The sequence below is a fragment of the Companilactobacillus sp. HBUAS59699 genome (genome assembly GCF_036913575.1).
Classification (GTDB): Bacteria; Bacillota; Bacilli; order Lactobacillales; family Lactobacillaceae; genus Companilactobacillus.
Genome location: NZ_JAYKTV010000003.1, coordinates 160,628 through 178,899, shown reverse-complemented (window position 1 = coordinate 178,899; position 18,272 = coordinate 160,628). Strand labels below are relative to the sequence as shown.

At 35.2% G+C, this 18,272-nt stretch carries 13 protein-coding genes; 1 reads left to right on the top strand and 12 read right to left on the bottom strand.

Annotation, left to right across the window (positions count from 1 at the left end; all coding sequences use genetic code 11):
* Positions 1-411 precede the first annotated feature (411 nt).
* The 10 genes from U8519_RS07395 to U8519_RS07350 form a co-directional block, all read right to left on the bottom strand.
* A complete protein-coding gene (locus U8519_RS07395; protein WP_334329679.1) occupies positions 412-1,101 on the bottom strand; it encodes a 2,3-diphosphoglycerate-dependent phosphoglycerate mutase in 690 nt (229 codons plus the stop codon).
* A gap of 109 nt (positions 1,102-1,210) precedes the next feature.
* A complete protein-coding gene (locus U8519_RS07390; RefSeq protein WP_334329678.1) occupies positions 1,211-2,704 on the bottom strand; it encodes a hypothetical protein in 1,494 nt (497 codons plus the stop codon).
* A gap of 56 nt (positions 2,705-2,760) precedes the next feature.
* The gene (locus U8519_RS07385) at positions 2,761-3,810 is read right to left on the bottom strand and encodes an AI-2E family transporter (protein WP_334329890.1); all 1,050 of its coding nucleotides are present in this window, start codon (positions 3,808-3,810) and stop codon (positions 2,761-2,763) included.
* Between the two features lie 13 nt (positions 3,811-3,823).
* A complete protein-coding gene (locus U8519_RS07380) occupies positions 3,824-4,624 on the bottom strand; it encodes a YdcF family protein (protein ID WP_334329677.1) in 801 nt (266 codons plus the stop codon).
* A 30-nt stretch (positions 4,625-4,654) separates the two neighbouring features.
* The gene (locus tag U8519_RS07375) at positions 4,655-6,070 is read right to left on the bottom strand and encodes a hypothetical protein (protein WP_334329676.1); all 1,416 of its coding nucleotides are present in this window, start codon (positions 6,068-6,070) and stop codon (positions 4,655-4,657) included.
* 635 nt (positions 6,071-6,705) lie between these two features.
* On the bottom strand, positions 6,706-7,653 hold the full coding sequence (locus U8519_RS07370; RefSeq protein WP_334329675.1) for a peptidoglycan recognition protein family protein: 948 nt from the start codon (positions 7,651-7,653) through the stop codon (positions 6,706-6,708).
* A 104-nt stretch (positions 7,654-7,757) separates the two neighbouring features.
* Positions 7,758-8,249: a sigma-70 family RNA polymerase sigma factor gene (locus tag U8519_RS07365; protein WP_334329674.1), complete on the bottom strand. Its 492-nt coding sequence runs from the start codon at positions 8,247-8,249 to the stop codon at positions 7,758-7,760.
* 173 nt (positions 8,250-8,422) lie between these two features.
* Complete coding sequence (locus U8519_RS07360; protein WP_334329673.1) at positions 8,423-9,193, bottom strand: hypothetical protein; 771 nt, start codon at positions 9,191-9,193, stop codon at positions 8,423-8,425.
* 75 nt (positions 9,194-9,268) lie between these two features.
* A complete protein-coding gene (locus tag U8519_RS07355; protein WP_334329672.1) occupies positions 9,269-11,020 on the bottom strand; it encodes a glycoside hydrolase family 73 protein in 1,752 nt (583 codons plus the stop codon).
* A 136-nt stretch (positions 11,021-11,156) separates the two neighbouring features.
* On the bottom strand, positions 11,157-11,396 hold the full coding sequence (locus tag U8519_RS07350) for a hypothetical protein (protein WP_334329671.1): 240 nt from the start codon (positions 11,394-11,396) through the stop codon (positions 11,157-11,159).
* A 149-nt stretch (positions 11,397-11,545) separates the two neighbouring features.
* On the opposite strand from U8519_RS07350, the gene U8519_RS07345 reads away from it, so the two are divergent.
* Positions 11,546-12,577: an acyltransferase gene (locus U8519_RS07345; protein ID WP_334329670.1), complete on the top strand. Its 1,032-nt coding sequence runs from the start codon at positions 11,546-11,548 to the stop codon at positions 12,575-12,577.
* A 2,004-nt stretch (positions 12,578-14,581) separates the two neighbouring features.
* Here U8519_RS07345 and U8519_RS07340 read toward each other — a convergent pair.
* Positions 14,582-16,159 carry a UvrD-helicase domain-containing protein gene (locus U8519_RS07340; RefSeq protein WP_334329669.1) on the bottom strand — a complete coding sequence of 526 codons (1,578 nt, stop codon included), beginning with the start codon at positions 16,157-16,159 and terminating at the stop codon, positions 14,582-14,584.
* Entirely contained in the window at positions 16,146-18,122 is a 1,977-nt protein-coding gene (locus U8519_RS07335; protein ID WP_334329668.1) for an ATP-dependent nuclease, read from the bottom strand. Before U8519_RS07335 ends, U8519_RS07340 begins: the two co-directional genes overlap by 14 nt.
* Between the last annotated feature and the right edge of the window lie 150 nt (positions 18,123-18,272).

Here is an 18,272-nt window from a genome sequence, read left to right as displayed (position 1 = left end):
CTACCCTCAGCTCTACAACTATAACTTCAGCTCCGTAAAACTACCCTCAGCTCTACAACTATAACTTCAGCTCCGTAAAACTACCCTCAGCTCTACAACTATAACTTCAGCTCCGTAAAACTATACATTGATATATACTATTATACCAATTTTAGTAAAATCAACACCAAACAACATACTATAATTAATAAGACATAGTAGAATTATTCCTATTTTTTTAAGTAGCTTGAATATGTCAAAAATACAAAAAACGACCAAACACAAATGTGTTTGATCGTTTTTTAAGGTATACCGTCGCCTATGGCGACCCTATAAGTAATTCTAAGTGACACGGTCACTAAGAGAATAAGGTATACCGTCGCCTATGGCGACCCTATAAGTAATTCTAAGTGACGTAGTCACTAAGAATTACTAATTAAGCTTCTTCTTACTTACAACTTGTAACTTATCATCCAAGTCATAAACAACTGGTTCACCAGTAGCCATTTCAACATCCATGATGTCAGCATCACTGATGTTTTCGATGTACTTAGTCAAAGCACGTAGTGAGTTACCGTGAGCCGCGATGATAACGTTCTTGCCATCAAGCAACTTAGGAGCGATTTCATCTTCCCAAAATGGAATTACACGTTCCAAAGTAACCTTAAGGTTTTCACCACCAGGAATGATCTTTGGATCCAAGTTAGCGTAACGACGGTCGTTAGCAGCTGAACCTTCGTCAGTAGCTTTCAATAATGGTGGCAATGTATCGTATGAACGTCTCCAGATATGAACTTGTTCATCACCATATTTTTCAGCTGTTTCAGCTTTGTTCAATCCTTGCAAAGCACCATAGTGACGTTCGTTAAGTCTCCATGTCTTTGTTTCAGGAATCCAAAGTTGGTCACAACCTTCAAGAGCGTAGTGCAATGTCTTGATGGCACGTGTCAATACTGAAGTATATGCTTGATCGAATTCGATGCCTTCTTCTTTAAGAAGTTTACCAGCGTTTTGTGCTTGTTTTACACCTTCATCACTAAGGTCAACGTCAACCCAACCAGTAAATTGGTTAGATAAATTCCATTGGCTTTGTCCGTGACGAATGAAAACTAATTTTGCCATTTCAAAATCCTCTTTTCATTTCTTATACAACAATACATTTTACACGAAAACGGCCATAAAAAAAAGCCAGTTTCATGTAAACTGACTTTTTAATTAAAGCTTTCAAATTCTATTGTTTGTAAACTGGTGTTTCTACATCTGTCAGTGTAGAGATATCCATCTTGATCTTCGAATTCTTATTCAAGTAACTATTGACCTTGTCGGAACCAGCGAAGACGGCGGTAACTTTGTCTTTGCCACTCAACAAGTCAGTGATTACTTTGGCGTTCTGACCTTGTGTCATGATAACTGGAATAACTTCGAAGCCACTGTCGCGTAGTGACAATAACTTCTTATAATATACTGAATCGATCGATACGAAGATCGTAGCGTTCATTTGACGTAAGGCTTGGTTCTTCAACCACCAAACGATCAAGTCTTCATCAGTATCAAAGGTACTGATCAAAACATTGCCTTGAGTGAACAATTGAATATACGGATCGTCATTAGTATAGCTCTTGATCAAGACCAAAGTACCATCTTGACGATAGAAGTTTTCACGGACGACTTTGTTAGGATCATGATGATCATAGAATTGGGTTGCCGAGATAACTCCATTGCCGTCGAAAATATCACGACTCAACAACTTGCCATTGCTGTAATGGCGGATGACTTGTAATTGTTGATTAGCAGTACGTGAAACTTCCATTACTAAGTTGTCGTCGGAATCCAAGATCTTATCGGTCTTATCACTGACATGTTGAATCCGATATGATTCTTCGAACGGAATCTCAGCTGGTGTGGCTGCCATATTCATTGAACGGCCTTGCAAGTCGTTGTACATATTTAATAGGTAAGAATTAGGATCGACCCAGCCGGCATTTTGATAATTCATCCAAGTTTGGTTGACTTGATCATCATATGCGACTGAAATAGCGTTGGCCATCAAGTTATGATCAGCCAAAGTTCCAGTCAATTGTTGCCACATCTTGCTGACATCATTCTCAGGGTTAGCGTCTAATTGATCACTAAAAATAAAATAATTGCGATTTGGATCGAGATAGATTTCGTTAGCCATTTCATCAGTATCGAACCATTTTCTCAACAAGGCATTGATTTTAGTAATACGTTCAGCCGCATTATCACGGACTTCGGTTTGATCACTGCCAACACTGCGCAACACATGGTTACAATATCCACGATCAGCTAACAATTCATGACGCAATTGACTCTTCAAGTTTTCACTTTGAGCCAAAGTATTCTGCAAGTTATCCTCAGTATACTTCCAATCTTGCGTATCCTCAGCTTCAGGAACTGGTTGTTCTTCATAGTAATTACCATTTAACTCTTGAGTATTACTTTGAAGCGGACCTTGTCCTTGGTCTTGTGAATTATTGAAGTCTTGATATTGTTGATCCATCATTTGTTGAAAATTCTGTTGGTTGTTGTATGGATCTTGTTGTTGGTCCATTTGTGGTTGTTGAGGCTGTTGTTGATTAGGATCTTGACCTTGATTGTTGTAGTCAAAATTCATTTGTGGTTGATTTGAGGACTCGTTTTGATAATCGCCTGCATAATCATTTGAATAATCATTGTCCTTCTTTTTTCTATCAAAAAATGACATACACCTATTCTCCCATCTACTCAGTTATCCCTATTATATATGACTGTAATACTTTTTTATCGTAATTTCTTCAATTTTATTTTCTTTTTTGGTTGATTTTTTTGAATCGAATGAACTCCTAGGATATCTAGAAAGAAAACAAAGATTGGAATACCGATAATTAATCCCCAAGTACCGATTAATTCCTCAGAAACGATCAAAATAACAAATGTGAAGAAGATTGGTAAGTGTGTCATGCTCGACATGAATTGTGGATTAAGGAAATACGTTTCAATCATATGAATAACAATTATCATAATTATAATATAAATTACATATTTAATTCCACCAACCGAATAAGCTATAAAACTCAATGGTATTAATGAAATTATGACACCAGCTACTGGAATCAACGATAGTATGAATACCATAACTGCTAAGGCAATCACACTCGGCATCTTCATCACTAACAAGGTGATTGTTGTCAGAGCTGTATTGACGACTGCAATCATCAATTGAGCTTCGATAACGACTCCGAAGGTATTGACGAACTTCTGGCCATAGTAACGCAAGTCATCGAAGAGCCAGCCGTACTTACTGCTGAGAAATTGGCGACCAAAATTGTTCATCTGTTCAACTTGGCTAGTGTAAAAAAAGCTCAATAAGAACGACAAGAACAAGTTCAGACCCATCGCACCGATACTCGATAAGTAATTGACTGCCTGCGTGATAGCCGTCTTTATCTGTGCATCTAAGTTGATCTGCTGCAAGTAATCATAAATAACGTTCAAATAGACATTCGACCGCATCTCATCACTCTGATAAAACTTCTGCAACGAGGCGAACATCTTAGCTGTCTGACTGATTATTTGTGGTACATAATTTGCGACTGCAAATACTATCCCGGCAATTATCAATAGATAAACCGGCACGATTACCCAGACCGGCTTCACTCGTGGGAACTTTTTCTGAACTGCCCGAACAAGTTGTACCGATAAAAAGGTAAAAGTAAAAGTCAGTAAAAATAAACTCATCATACTACGAAATAAATAAAATAAACCAACTACTACCGCTAACAGACAGAATCTACGCAGACGTTTGTTAGCTACAAAACCATCGTACGTAATAACACGACACTCCCTACTGTAATGCACTTAATAACAAAATTGTAATAATGAAGATCACCGATATAACGGTGTATCTATAATACCAAACAATCGCTGTAAACTCACGAAACATTGCCGGCCATCTAAAGACCGGTAATGTTCTCGCTGGCAAATAGGCAACTGTAATTCCTAGCGTTCGTAAATATTGTAAGGTCCGTGGAATATGGAATTCACTCGTAATGATCATTACTCTCGGACTAGACTTCTCACGCCAATTCTTCTTCAACAGAATTGCTGAATACTCCAAGTTCTGCATCGTATTCAGTGACCTATTTTCCAAGATTATTTTTGAAGTTGGAACTCCCTGCTTGATCAAATAATCCTGCATGAGACTAGCCTCACTCATCGATAATTCTGAACTATGTCCACCGCTGACAATGATCGTTGGGCGGTCGTGCAAGCGATGAAAGACTTCGACTGTCGTATCCAGTCGCTCCTGCATGACTGGCGGCACGCGCTTAGTTATGAAGCTGGTCCCTAAGACTAACAAGTAATCCGCATCTTCAAACTTGGCCTTCTTGAGGAAATAATAAACGTAGAACACATATCCTAACAGAATCGCCATTAGTACTAAGTCGATCGAGAATAACACGATGACGAAGTAAAGAATCATTGTCGGAGCCTTGCAATCAACAATGTGAACAAAAAATAATACTAATAAGATTATCAATACACCTGTTGTTAGGAACGGATGCCGGCTAAACATATAGCGTGTACGAAAAATAAAGAATAGTTCAATTATTCCGACGATAACCGTCAAAAGAACGTATCCCATGCGAATCCCTCCAATAGGTTAATCAACAAATTAATCTAATGTAAATTTTAAAACCGGAACTTTAAGTTTAACACCATTGACCAAAGTCCAAGTAACTGTGGTCGAATCTTTGTCCGGTTGCTTTAATAAGAATAACCTATTATTCAACATTCCGTAAATTAGGAACTTGCCTTGATTAGTTGTGATGGTTGGACCATTTTCCTTATAAACTGCCGGTGTGACGAGGAACAAGTATTGCATCAACGGCTGCTTATTGCCATCGATATCAACACCTTGATAGTCAGTCGGTTCTTGATTGATACCGTATTTACCACCGAAGTCCACGGCTACATTGCCTAACTTCTTATCATGGTTATCGGAAATAGCCGCTGCCAATTGCATGAAGTCAGCATTTGATTGCACTGGATCAGCCACATAATTCTTGTAGACATTATAAGTCTGAGTAATAGCGTCACGCAGACTAACTTGTGACTTATCAGATTCGGTCAAATAATTACCATTGGCTACTTTTTGGTCTTTTTGCTTACGAACGGTGAAGTCAGATGAGAACAAGTACAACTGTCCACTATTCGATTCAATTCTAGTCCGAGCTCGCTTGATCTGATTGCCAGTTGCTTTAGAATTGACCTTCAAATTAACACTCTTTGGTAAGAGGTTAGCTTGATTCTGACCGTGGAAGTAATAAGTAATGGTCAAGAAGTTCTTCGGAACCAGATAGACTTTGCCATACAGATTCTGAACTTGCCCTGATTCGATAGTCGTTGCCATTACGACCTTACTATCAGTTGTATCAGTATCCGGTTGCGCCGCATGTTCTGTTAATGTCATCTGATAAGTTCCGTTGGTATTAACTGTTAAATTACCGTCAGTTCGACGATAGTTAATAATAGTAGAAAAATTAAAATTACCAGCTAGATTTTGATTCTTTAAAGGAGTTGCACCGGAATTAATATCGATAATGTGATCTGGCATCGACTTGTAGGCGATCGATTGAGATTTCTTTTTATCACTGACGGTCTTAGTCTTCTTGTCAGTCTTCGTTATATAACCAAACTTGTAAGTCTGACCTTGGTATTGAACATAGTAACCCTTCATATGTCTGCCATAGACATTTTCCTTATACGGCTTCAATAACTTGAAGGCTACCTTTTCACTCGAGTTGATGACGATCGTCTTACCATCACGATTCAGCTCATAACTAGGGTTGGCATTGTTATTGTTCATCCGATTAATGCCGACACTATCTCCTAGTGAAAGAGTATCCTTTACTTCAGCCTTACTATTCTTCAAGAACTTGATCGAGATCACATTCGATTCTCCCTGATCTTGGAACAAGTACCATGTCTTAGTCGTATCAACGACTTGGGCATTATCTTTTTTGCCACATCCAGCGATCATGATAAACAAAAACAATATTCCCAATATTGCAAAAAGTTTTTTCCTCATTGATGCATTCTCCTACAGACTCTGTATCCTATTTACGTATAATTATACAACGTGCAGTTATCTTTTAGGAAAAAAAGAAACTAGCTTGGGTGGTGAGGCTAGCGTTCGAATGCCACTGGCGGTGGTCAACAACTTCATCTGCCGTGGACCGGCCTCAGTCTTCGTCTTCGGCCTCGCTTTGAAGCCTGTAGTCTTCAAAGTCGTCCAGTGTTCTAAGCGATAAATCGCTAAGAACACTTTTACGGCGGATTCCGTTGCTGACCTCCACCAGCTGGGTTTGTTTTTCTTCTATATTAGTATTTACCTCTATTCACGTATCTACTTCCTATTAGCTTATTAATAATTCATTTTCAAATTTTATAAGCACATCTAAATACTAAAAAAGGTACGTCCGACAATCTTGTCGTAACGTACCTTCTCATAAGAATCACTAAATTAGCTGGAGGTCAGCAGTAATGGAATCCGTGGCGATTGTGGTGTTAATGCGGGTGGTTTTCCCGCATTTACACCACGGACGTCTTTCTTGATTTGCGGGTTTATGCAAAGCAAGAAAGCGAGATTTTAGACCGCCTTTTGGCTAAAATCGGTCCCGCCACAGATGGAATTACTGCTGACCGGAAGCGGAAAACAAAAAACTAAATAACATACTGTGTTGATACCCACTCGTTTGTTGCGACACGACGATATGTAATACCATTGTATTCTCTAGTCTTGTCTGTATACCAAGGAGTGTTGTTCATCAAAGCACGGTTTGTTACTGTCTTAACTGAACCGTCATTTTGGAATGCAACGATTGGAACATAACTACCATTTGAGTTGTTAACATTGATAGTATTGCTATCTGTAACACCAGTATCAGTATCTGGGGTGTTGTTTCCACCACCGTTAGTTACTGAACCGTTGTTCTTCATATTATTGTAGTAACTACCGATCAATTCATAGAATTGATCCATGCTGTAACCCCATTTAGCAAAGTAGCCGACTGGATCAGTATGATTAGTATCACCATAACGTTGTGAAACATCATTATGTGACAAAACAGTTGTACCAGCAGTAAATGGCAAGTTGTATTGGATCAACTTACTTGCAATGTAATATGCATCGTTAGATACTGAACGAGCAAATTGATCAGTTGTACTTACTTCACACAATTCGACTTGGATGTACTTAGAGTTAGCTGTTGGACCAGCACCCCATACACCGTAATCAGTATTATGAATATTGATGATTTCATTATTATCAACGAATGCGTGAACGTATGAATACATATTTGACCATTCACGGTTGAAATATGTAACTTCGTTTCTAGCTGTAGCACCAGGAGTAGCTGTCTCGTGGACTACGACACCTTCAGGTTTGCCGACCCCGTTTTCATAACCAAACCATTGGCTGAATGTACCTTCTTCATTTTGAATAGATACAGGTTGAATGTTGTTATTTGCAATATAATCATTGATTGCTGAAGCAGCTTGAACATTTTGAATTCCTACATTAGGAACTACATTTTGAACAGTCACATATCCAGCACCAGCTAGTGTAGCAGCTGTAGCCAAACTGACCATAAATTTCTTTTTTGATACCATAATAGATAATTCCTTCCCACCGTTAATTTTCTTAACTCTTAAATTATAACAAGATTTTTCATGAATTGAGTGAAAGTAACATATCTGTAACCAGATAGTAACCTTTATGCCGTTATACTCGCACGTAATTTTACCAAAAGCCTATTGCGATGGTATCTGAGATTACGTGTACTGTATCCATAACGCCGTGCCAATATTACTAAGCTTTTATTGTGAATGAAATGTTCCTGAAATATTTGCGTTTCTAAGACTGTCAAGTTCTTTAAATTCAGGCTTTCCAGCAAATTGTTAGTTTCCTGACCAATTGTCGTGAAATCAAATTCTTCCAGAGAATGTATCTCTGAATATTTCATTTCTTGACGCAATAAGTCTGTCATTCGCCAGCGTAATTTTTGGAAAATATAACTCTTAAATTTAGCTTCATCGTTATGCTCAGACATGAATTTCTCATAAGTCAGTGCATAGATGATGATTGCTTCCTGAAAATAATCCTCATATTCTGTACGACTTGGATAGACATGAATTTGCTTCAAAACACCATGGATCAGGCGTTGATTCTCAAGTGCGTGTGCGAAACCTTCTTCAATTAAATTCAATTACTAAACCCGTAATTCCTAATACTCATAAGCGCTTATGGCATCTACTACAATATCTGATTGAATAATTTTTGTTTAGTTGCCGTTTGATGTCAGAAAGTACCGGTATATCAAGGTTTTACTTTTTACACATAAACTAAAAAGCGCCCCACAGCAGTGAGGCGCACGCGATATCAGTAAAGTTTTTTTAGCCGATATATTTTTTGGTGATAGATTTCTTGCGTAATATTGGACTCGATCTCTCCCTTAGTTATCTCATTCAACAAATAACGTTCAAAACTATCAAACCTACTACTTACATCGGCCCACTTTACTGGTATCTCTTTATGGAACAGGCATCGGCAGTCATCGTACTTACGCAATAGACCAACGTATTTTGGCGGAAACATACACATATTACCCTTAGAAACGATTGAATTAAGTGTCTCTATCTGATGTTCACTCAAGAAACAAACATCATGAACTCGATCGTGCAGATTTCCGTTAGGAAAATCCATTTGTATAACCAATCCCGTGTCCGTTTTAAACTTGGCATGGGTTCCGTACTGACGAGCATCGTTCAGCCAATGAATTGCGATCCAGTCCGTGCAATTTCGGCTGCCTCCACTCATTGGCATGTACGAACAGTAACCAAATACCATCGGAATGTTACGTTTAAGATTAAAATACTTCATTAGCGATTTCGATAATAAGAATCCTACTTTGTTGAATTTTACAAACTCATTCATAAGCTGCTTCGTTGTTCGTTTAACAAAGAATATCCCGAATTCTTCATGGATCACAATAGTGTTGCCAGTAATCATTCGTGGCATCTTGCTCACATCTAACAAAGCGATGATCTCATTATCGACTTCGAAGTCGTCCTTACTAAATAATAAATTAATACCTTTGTTCAGCAGATAGCTGGATGTAATCACTACATCTTTGTATTTACTAGTGTTCAAACAACCGGTTCCTTTCGGGGTCATTAGTTCTTAGCACTGCTATTTACGATACAAAAAAAGACGCTTCTGCGTCCTTTAATTAGAGGTAAATATGCAATACTTGCCATTGACCCAACCAGAAGATACTCTATACCAGGTCTGTCCGTCAACTATTTGTTGCGAAGTAACTTGCCATGTTGTACCGTCCGCTAAACGAGTCCCGGTGAAGCGATTATTGGCGGCTGGACTATTGTATACATTGACACCATAGCCCGGAATATAGTTGATCTTAACTGATCCTTCGACGGTCTTAACGTAGTTAGAACCCTTGACTTGAACATCATTAGAGTTGACCCATTGGCCAGTTGCCACACGATACCAGACTGAACCGTCTGAGTGTGTCGACTTCTTGTCGATCTTCCAATCAGTATTGTTCAATAAGCTGACTGCTAGTGCCGTGTGCTTGTCATTGTAGACCTTGGCGCTAGGAGTAGCTGTAACGTGGATAATATCTGGATATGAGACGATTTGATCTTGTTTGTAATCTTCATTTGGTTGTTCTGACTTCAAAGTTACGTCGTCAGCAGAGATGTATGAATTAGTTCCAACGAAGTAGAATTTCTTGCCATTCTTGTCCAAGACGTACTTCGTTGTGATCCATTCTGACTGATAAGGCAAGACACGACTAGTTACTGCATTAGTATCTGCTTCACTGTATACCTTGGCACCAGTACCTTTAACAACTATCGCTGTATCAGAAATAGACACAGGCGGCTGTGTTGGTGTAGTAGTCTCTTGAGATTTAAGCTGTACATCTTCAGCCTTAACATACTCTGTTGATGAGACCTTGTAATATGTCTGACCATCATCAGTGACGACCTTTGCCGTTATTACCCAAGGAGTTTGATATCCAAGAGCACGATTGGCGGGTTTGTTTGGGTCAGCATTTAAATAGAGCATAGCACTCTTTTGATTAGTTACTGTAACAACATCGTTCATCTTAGTTACAGTACCATTGACTTGTTGGCTCGTATTATCACCTGAATTATTATTTGATCCACTATCAGTAGAGGCATTGCCATCGTATTGAGTCAAATTATACTGTTCAATAATACCGTTTAGAGTTTGAGCATAAATTGGACTTGTGGCGTATTTTCCCTGCAAGGCAGCTGTCGCATCACGATATGACGAAGCATTCTCCTTCCAAGTTCCACTGTAGTAGCTGGTATTAAATGATACACCATTACGTAGTTTATCTCCATTATCTGCGAACGATTCGTAGTAACTTGGATACTTTCTGAAGTTGGCATAGATCACATAGTAACCTTGGTCTTGGCTCCACTCTTGCGTGGGATAGTTAACGTAAGCCCCGTTGTAATCACCCTTGATCCCGAATAAGTTGTGAGCTTGTGTAGCTAGGTCAGATTGACCCCAGCCACTCTCAACGATCGATTGAGCCAACATGACCGAAGCAAACAAGCCATATTTAGAAGCGGCCTTTTGTGCCATCGGTACAGCTTCATTCAAGAATGCTTGTTGAGTTGTAGCACTAACAGCACTAGCGTTGGATTGAGTCAAAGCGGTGGCAGCACTTTTTGACATCACACTAGAAGATTTAGCAGAATCGATCGCATCGGCAGTTGATTCTGAAATTGGTGCACCAGAATCGTCCATTACACTGGCAACGGATGAATCTTTGGCAGTAGACATTTGATCAGTTTGATCTTGATTATCATTATTATCGTCATTACTAGTTACAGCAGCACGAACGTGTGTGTTATTGGAAGATATACCGACCGCTGCCAATACACTGGCTAGAGCGGTGGAAGCGACCCATTTTTTGTTCATAATCATACTCCCCCTTGGTTCTACGTCTAACTCCAAGCCTACTATGTATTGTCATTCTCTTCAATTAAATCTTAAGAAATCTAACGTTTTTTAAACATTTAATTACAAAAAAACAGACCCTCACAGGTCTGCCCATCTAATCATCCATCTTAATAAAGTCAACATATTCAGCTTCGATCCATTCGCCATCTTGGGCGATACGGTAGAATGACTTGCCGTCATCACCAGTACCCTTGGCATCAGTATACCAAGTAGATTCACCCTTAACGAACTTATCTTGAAGCATCTTGCGATCCATTTCGTATGAATCGAATAAGAACACAACATAGCGACTATTTTGATTTACTTTTACAATACCATTTACGTTTTCGAGCATCGAAAATACCACCTTTTAGATATTCTAGTTTAATTATACCCTACTTGAAGAAAGCCTCATAAGATTTGTTAAAATTAAAATACATTTTCATTTGATAAAAATGAATTACTGTATAATTTAAATAATAAAAACTACAAAGGAACTTACGCATGAGACGAAAGAGAATTATATACATAGATGTAATACGAGTGGTTGCTATGATAGCTGTCGTCTTTGCTCACACATGTAGCAGTGTGCTAATAAAGGGATCATCTGCTCCACTATGGACACCAGCAAATATACTTGTAACCATAACTGAAATAGCCGTGCCACTATTCTACATGATAAGTGGTGCAACGATACTCAATAGTAGCAACACCAAAGATTTGAATTATCTATTCAAACATAGATTGATCAGAATTCTGATTCCATTCCTGGCTTGGTCGATTATCTCCGCCTTTTTCTTCCAATTAATCAATAACGGACCGCACTTCCAACAAGCTGTTCATAATATCAGCTTGCTCTACCATCAACCGGTCCTAACCGCCTTCTGGTTCATTTACCCATTAATAGGATTCTATCTAGTATCCCCTGCATTGAAAGCGTTCGTCGATAATGTACCAGAATCTACTATTAATTATATTCTGATATTGTGGTTTATCACTAATATCTTCCTACCCAATTTGTCCAAGTCACTGCCACCACAATATGGACAATATTTTGAAGCTTATGGATTCGCCAGTCTGATATTCTTATCAAAGATGATTGGTTACTTCATTTTGGGGTACAAATTGTCGAATATAACAGCGGAAAAAATAAATTTAAAATTAAACTTAAGTATCTTCATTGTCGGCACATTGCTTGCCATCATAAACATGTATGTAATTAGTCGATATGCATTGCAAACCAAGCCCCTGGCTGGATTCTTAACCCCAGTATTATTGCCATTCTTAGCTGGAACTTCGTTCCTGTGTCTTAAAAAGTTTGAAAGTAACTATTCAATGAGATTCCAAAGCATTATCGAATCTATTGCCCCATTGACATATGGAATCTATCTGTCTCATGGAATAATTATTGAATTAGTAAGTCACGTTATTGATCCAATGAATTACTTCGGCGTGTTCTCTGTATCTATAGTAGTGTGCTTGGTATTGATGTGGGCTCTTAGTAATATACCGTTTGTTAATAAGTATTTGATGTAAAAAACAACACTTCACATAAACAAATTTCCGATATGGAACACGCTTATCACTCAAGAGGTCCTGTTCACTTACTCTAATCAAATCAACTTGATAATTTTAACTACCATTTATACATATAAACACCAGCGGATATTACTACAAACAATCAATCAGTTATACCCACAATTAAAGTAATCAAACTGATTAACTTAGGATGACTATAATCATACTAAGACCATTATTATAGATTGCTAGATATATCAACAAGAGCGTAGCTGTAGAAGCACAGTTTATGAAGCCCTCGTTCCAAGCCAATATATTGTTGATATGACCAGCCGACGACCATTACTGCTTCCGTAGTATATCAGATTGGTGCTAAAGGCATTAAATACTTGCCTTACCATCCAAGAATAATCATCTGCCGATGGTATTAAATAGTAAATGATATTAATCCTCTGAGAATTACTATTGGTAACACTCAGAAGATTAATAGTAAGTCATAATTATAAAATACCACTGAACAAAATAAAAAATCGGATGTGACTTAAAATGAATTTACTAAATAAAGATGTGCTAATGGAAGGATTCAAATTAACTACGGTAACTTTTATTTTCGCATGCTTTTTTCATGATATTTTTAATAAAATGTTATACAAATATTTTTTAAACAAATCAATTATACAAAGCTCTGTGTTAAAAAGAAGTGCAAAAAATTGATTTTATAAAAAAAGCTGACACTATAACAGTATCAGCATCAATCCTTGCATTATATTTTATTGTATTCTCTGTATCAAATAATCACAAAGAAAAAAGATCTAATAAACTCTATTGGGGAAAAAGTATCAACAGCAATTACTATAAGTTGATTTTATTAGAGGAATGGGAAAAGGAAATATTTTTCAAACTAATTCTATTCTACTCGTCCTTCTATTTTATAATATCAAAGCTTTTTCCCACAAATTTATGTGTTTATGGATTCTATCTATGGGAGACTTCAATAATATTCTTTATCCTAACAATATTATTGAATTTCATATGGAGACTTGAAGAAAAAAACTTTTTGAATAAAAATTACGAAGAAATATTCGAAGAAGATTTTAAAATCCTAATTAGGAATACCACATTCTTAAAAATGATATCTGACTTTCATTCTGATTTATTCTCGTATAAAGGTAAATTAACGAATTATTCACAAAATTTCCTTCGAAATATATCTCCTGAAGAGGATTTTGAAGATCTATTAATTAATATATACAGTGAAATAAGTTTAGAATTATGTAAAAAATATTCAATTCCGTCACAAAAAGACAACAAAAAAAATCTAAATATTCTAAGAGTAAAAATATGCACACTGAGATTGTGTTTTATGAACGGTCAATATATTAAGCATTTATACATTTCTTTGTGGAATTTATTAGAATCTAAAGTTAGATTTTCTTCATCGACTGATTATTATTGTCAATTGGAATTATATGAAAAGTCCATTCGTGTGCTATCAAAAATTTCTAGTAACAATTTACTAATTGATTACACTATATCGTTCGAAAAGGATAACTATTCTGCAGACAAAAAAAGCATATTGTTTCCAAATTTAATATTTAATAGTGCCATTACCAATATTGATTACTGGTTATCTATCAATTCAATCCTTAATCAGGATAATAAATATCTAAATATCAAAAATTCACTTTTCAATAATGATTTTTATTTTAGATAGAAAGCAATTAAGTACTCATTATACGTGCTTGAACAGGATGAAATAATTATTACTTCCTGGGAAAATAACATTTATAATTTTGTAGAACGCGAATTGAATCAAATTACACTTAACTCACTGAATTCAAGGAATACCAAAATATCTGAAGAAGAATATAAATATTTGATTTATACATTAATACAAATAGATGAAAAATATATAATCGATATGCTAAAAAAATCAAGATTGATGGATAAAGTTGGAGATAGAGAATCAATGATAATTAAAAGTGTCATATCAGAGTCTAATTAACATTAAAATTATGAAATTTATAATTCTATATAATTTAATCCCTTAAATTTTTCTTTAAATTTTTGTAAAAACATACAATTACTTTTTGTATTTATGTAGATGGCTAGATTTGATTTAGCTCTTGTTATACCCACATAAAACAAATAAAACATGATATCTGATTCTATATTTTTTTTATCATTTTCATTATGATTGAAATTAATGAAATCCCAATTTCTATCATGATAGAATCCATAATCAATATTTAAAATCACATCGTCAAATTCCCTTCCTTTTGCAGAAAAAATGGTCATATTATTAGTATTAATATCCTCTAATGAATCATAAAAATCGTACACTCTATTTGAATCACTATTTGTAAATTTCTTTATTAGTGATTTTATATTTTTCAATTCAGGATTTAATTTTAATCCAAGTTCCAAAAATTCATTTATATCAGATCGTTCTCTATCCTTTTGACTTTCTATAAGGTTTTTAATCGATATTAATGATACATTTTTTATGGAATCTTTAGAAAATATCGAAAATAAAGCACTTACAGTTTCATAATCACTACCATAAAATATAGTACTATAATTCCAAATAGTCTTAACATTACCATTCAATTGATCCAATCTTAACACTTGAGTCCAATCAAGTGGTCTCCTGCCAGAACCACAATTTCTAAGTTTATTAGCAATATCACTAAATCCAGCAATATCGGTGCGCAATCTATTTGTAAGCGAAAGAATAACCGGATTCTTAAAGTCTTTTTGATTAGCTATGGCCTTTACATTTCCTTCTAGCAATCGACCGTGTCTGATAAAAACACTTATATTACCAATGGTTTTATCAGATTCTTGCTGCCTTATACCATCAAAGCTCTCTCTTGTTTTATTAAATAAATCGACCAAGTTTTTTTTTGAACGAAAATTACTATTTAATTTTTTCTGAAATATATTATGTTTGTCTTTCTCTTCTTCAATATTTATGGGATCAATATTCTTATTAAGATATACTGATTGACAAGGATCTCCATATATACCAACAACTAGTGATTTTGAAAGATTATCAAATACCTCCCTAAGAAAATCACCATTTGTATCCTGATATTCATCAATAAGAATATAATCAAATGAACCAGCAATAATATTTGGAAAATTATGAATATTGTCCAAAGAAAAAATAAATAATTTTATGACATCATCATGTGATAACCACAGTTCACCACTATTTTTATTAAAATTAGCGTGTCCAATTTCACCATATTTAATTGTTGTGACATCATTCAGTGCACTTATCTCACAGTCTACTAATGCATCGGGTATAAACTCAGTTGATTTTTTCCATTCATTTAAAACACTCATAGAAATTGGTCTAAGTATCTTCCAACAAAAAGAATGTATAGTTGACAACAGTACATCAATATTACCAATTCTAGATCTTAGTTCATCAATCGCAGCGTTAGAGTAACTTATAACTGCGACATGTTTTTTTAATGAATTTAATTTTTTTATATCACCAACTAATTTAGTTGTTTTTCCTGCCCCTGCGGCGCCACGCACCTCATAAATTCCTTCCTTTAAATTTAAATAACTTACATCATTCTCCATCATCAAGCCATTCCAGACCTTTCAAAATATATTTAGGAACTGTATAACCATCTTCTGAAATCAAGTTTAAACTTTCTAGTGCAAAATCGGCTTTCCCTTTACCTGACTTTAGTAACTCTTTTTCAACAAGATTGATTTTATAAGGATTTTCTGACAAAGTAGTTTCAATATTTTCATTTACCAAGTCCGAATTTAAATACATTTTTTTATTTATATCACTATCTGCAACTAACGCACTTTCTAAAGTCCGTGGCCAAAAATTATATCTTGAATTAAAACCCTGAGTGGTAATCATGAATTTATTATTATTAATCGATTCATAATTGGTATCATCAGAAGTCAAAGTATAACTCTTGGTTATCGCATCAATTCTCTCTTTAAAGTAATCTGACAATGACTTATCATTTTCATTATCTCTTAGATATTTTAAATTGCCATTAGTAGTTTTAACTTTTAAAGAATCATTAGGTTCACCACTTTGTCCATCCATTTTAAAATCTATATCTGTTATAAGTAAGATTTTTTCATAATGGAGATCAACAAGTGCATCTTTTATAGAATTAAATGCTGTACCCACAGGTATAAATGCTATCTTTTCACTTAGAAGATTTGGAACACTATTTCTTATAATTGATATTAATATCAATCTTTCAGAGTTTCCCTCATAAGCAATCAACTTATCAGCAAATAACATTTCTGCATTGTAATTGATAATAAGCTTTTTCAATTTATCACGAGATTTGGAATTATTAGCACCTATAGAATCCCAATTAATAAAGTGAGTAGATTGATTCTCCCTACGTCCAATTATCAATTGAAATTTATTTTCAAACGCTGAAGTAGCAATTTCAGATGAATGTGATATTACTAATAATTGATAAGGTATTTTTAACTTAGTAGCCTCCTTTTTAATGAACCTAGATATCTGTTGAATAAATATATGTTGTAATTGTGGATGAGTAAAAGCCTCTGGCTCCTCGATGGCAAATAATGTTGGATTATGCATATCGTTCTTTTGCATTTTGGAAAACAGAGCCGAAATTCTCGCAACAATATTATAAATATTTTGATATCCTAATCCTTGTGATCTCAATGGTAATTCGAACCCTGCTAAATCATCAAATTTCTGTGCAATTCTAACTTTAGGATTACGCATCCATTCATCAACTGTTAGAATTGCTTCCAATGGATTCTTAGGATTTCGTGGATAGGCAAAATCTTTTAGTTCATCTTGAAAAGACTTCATTCTAGGTGCCACTTTGTCATCTATTTCTTTTTGTATCTTCTCGAATGTTTCCTTTACATCATCAACTTCAGAAATCATACTAGATATTTTTGTTGAAAATTGATTAGCCGTGGCCTCATCATTACTATTCTTTCCAGAATCTACATATCTAAATGCCATAATCGGACATAAAAGTAATTCCCCCTTTTGAACATAATCAATGTCAGATTTTGGCAATGGTAAATATTTTTTTAATGGAACTTTCGATGGAAGTGGTGTAAGTCTATTCTTCAATGCATCGTCTTCAGATCCAATCCAAGCTTGACGTTCAAATAGATTTATTAAATCATTAACATTATCAATTTCTTTTAACATCGAATAATTCTCACTAGGGATAGAATACTTTATTAAGACCACAGTCTTACCACTACTTGAGATTGAACTTAATAATGACCAATAATCAGAATTTAAATCCTTCCATTCGTAGGCAACCTTTAAACACATGCAATCATTTTTTTCGATTCTTTCAGGATTATTTTTATTTATCATGATTTTTTGCAAAAGTTCGATATTCACATCTGTTATTTTAAGATGATTATCAAATGCTGAAAACACATCTAATAAGCTAGTTTTACCAATATTATTCTTACCCAAAAGTACATTGTTATCTCCTAATTTGATCTTACTATTCTTTATTGCTCGAAAGTTTTCTATTTGAATTTCTGATATTTTAATTTTCATTATAATTCTTAAACTCCCAATTATTTTTTGTGAAATCCATCATTTTAATTATACATTATTTAACTCAAATCAGATTAATAAAAAGCGTTATATTACATAGAGATGAAATCATATGCCATAAGCTTACTAGTTTTAAACATTAAAAAACGT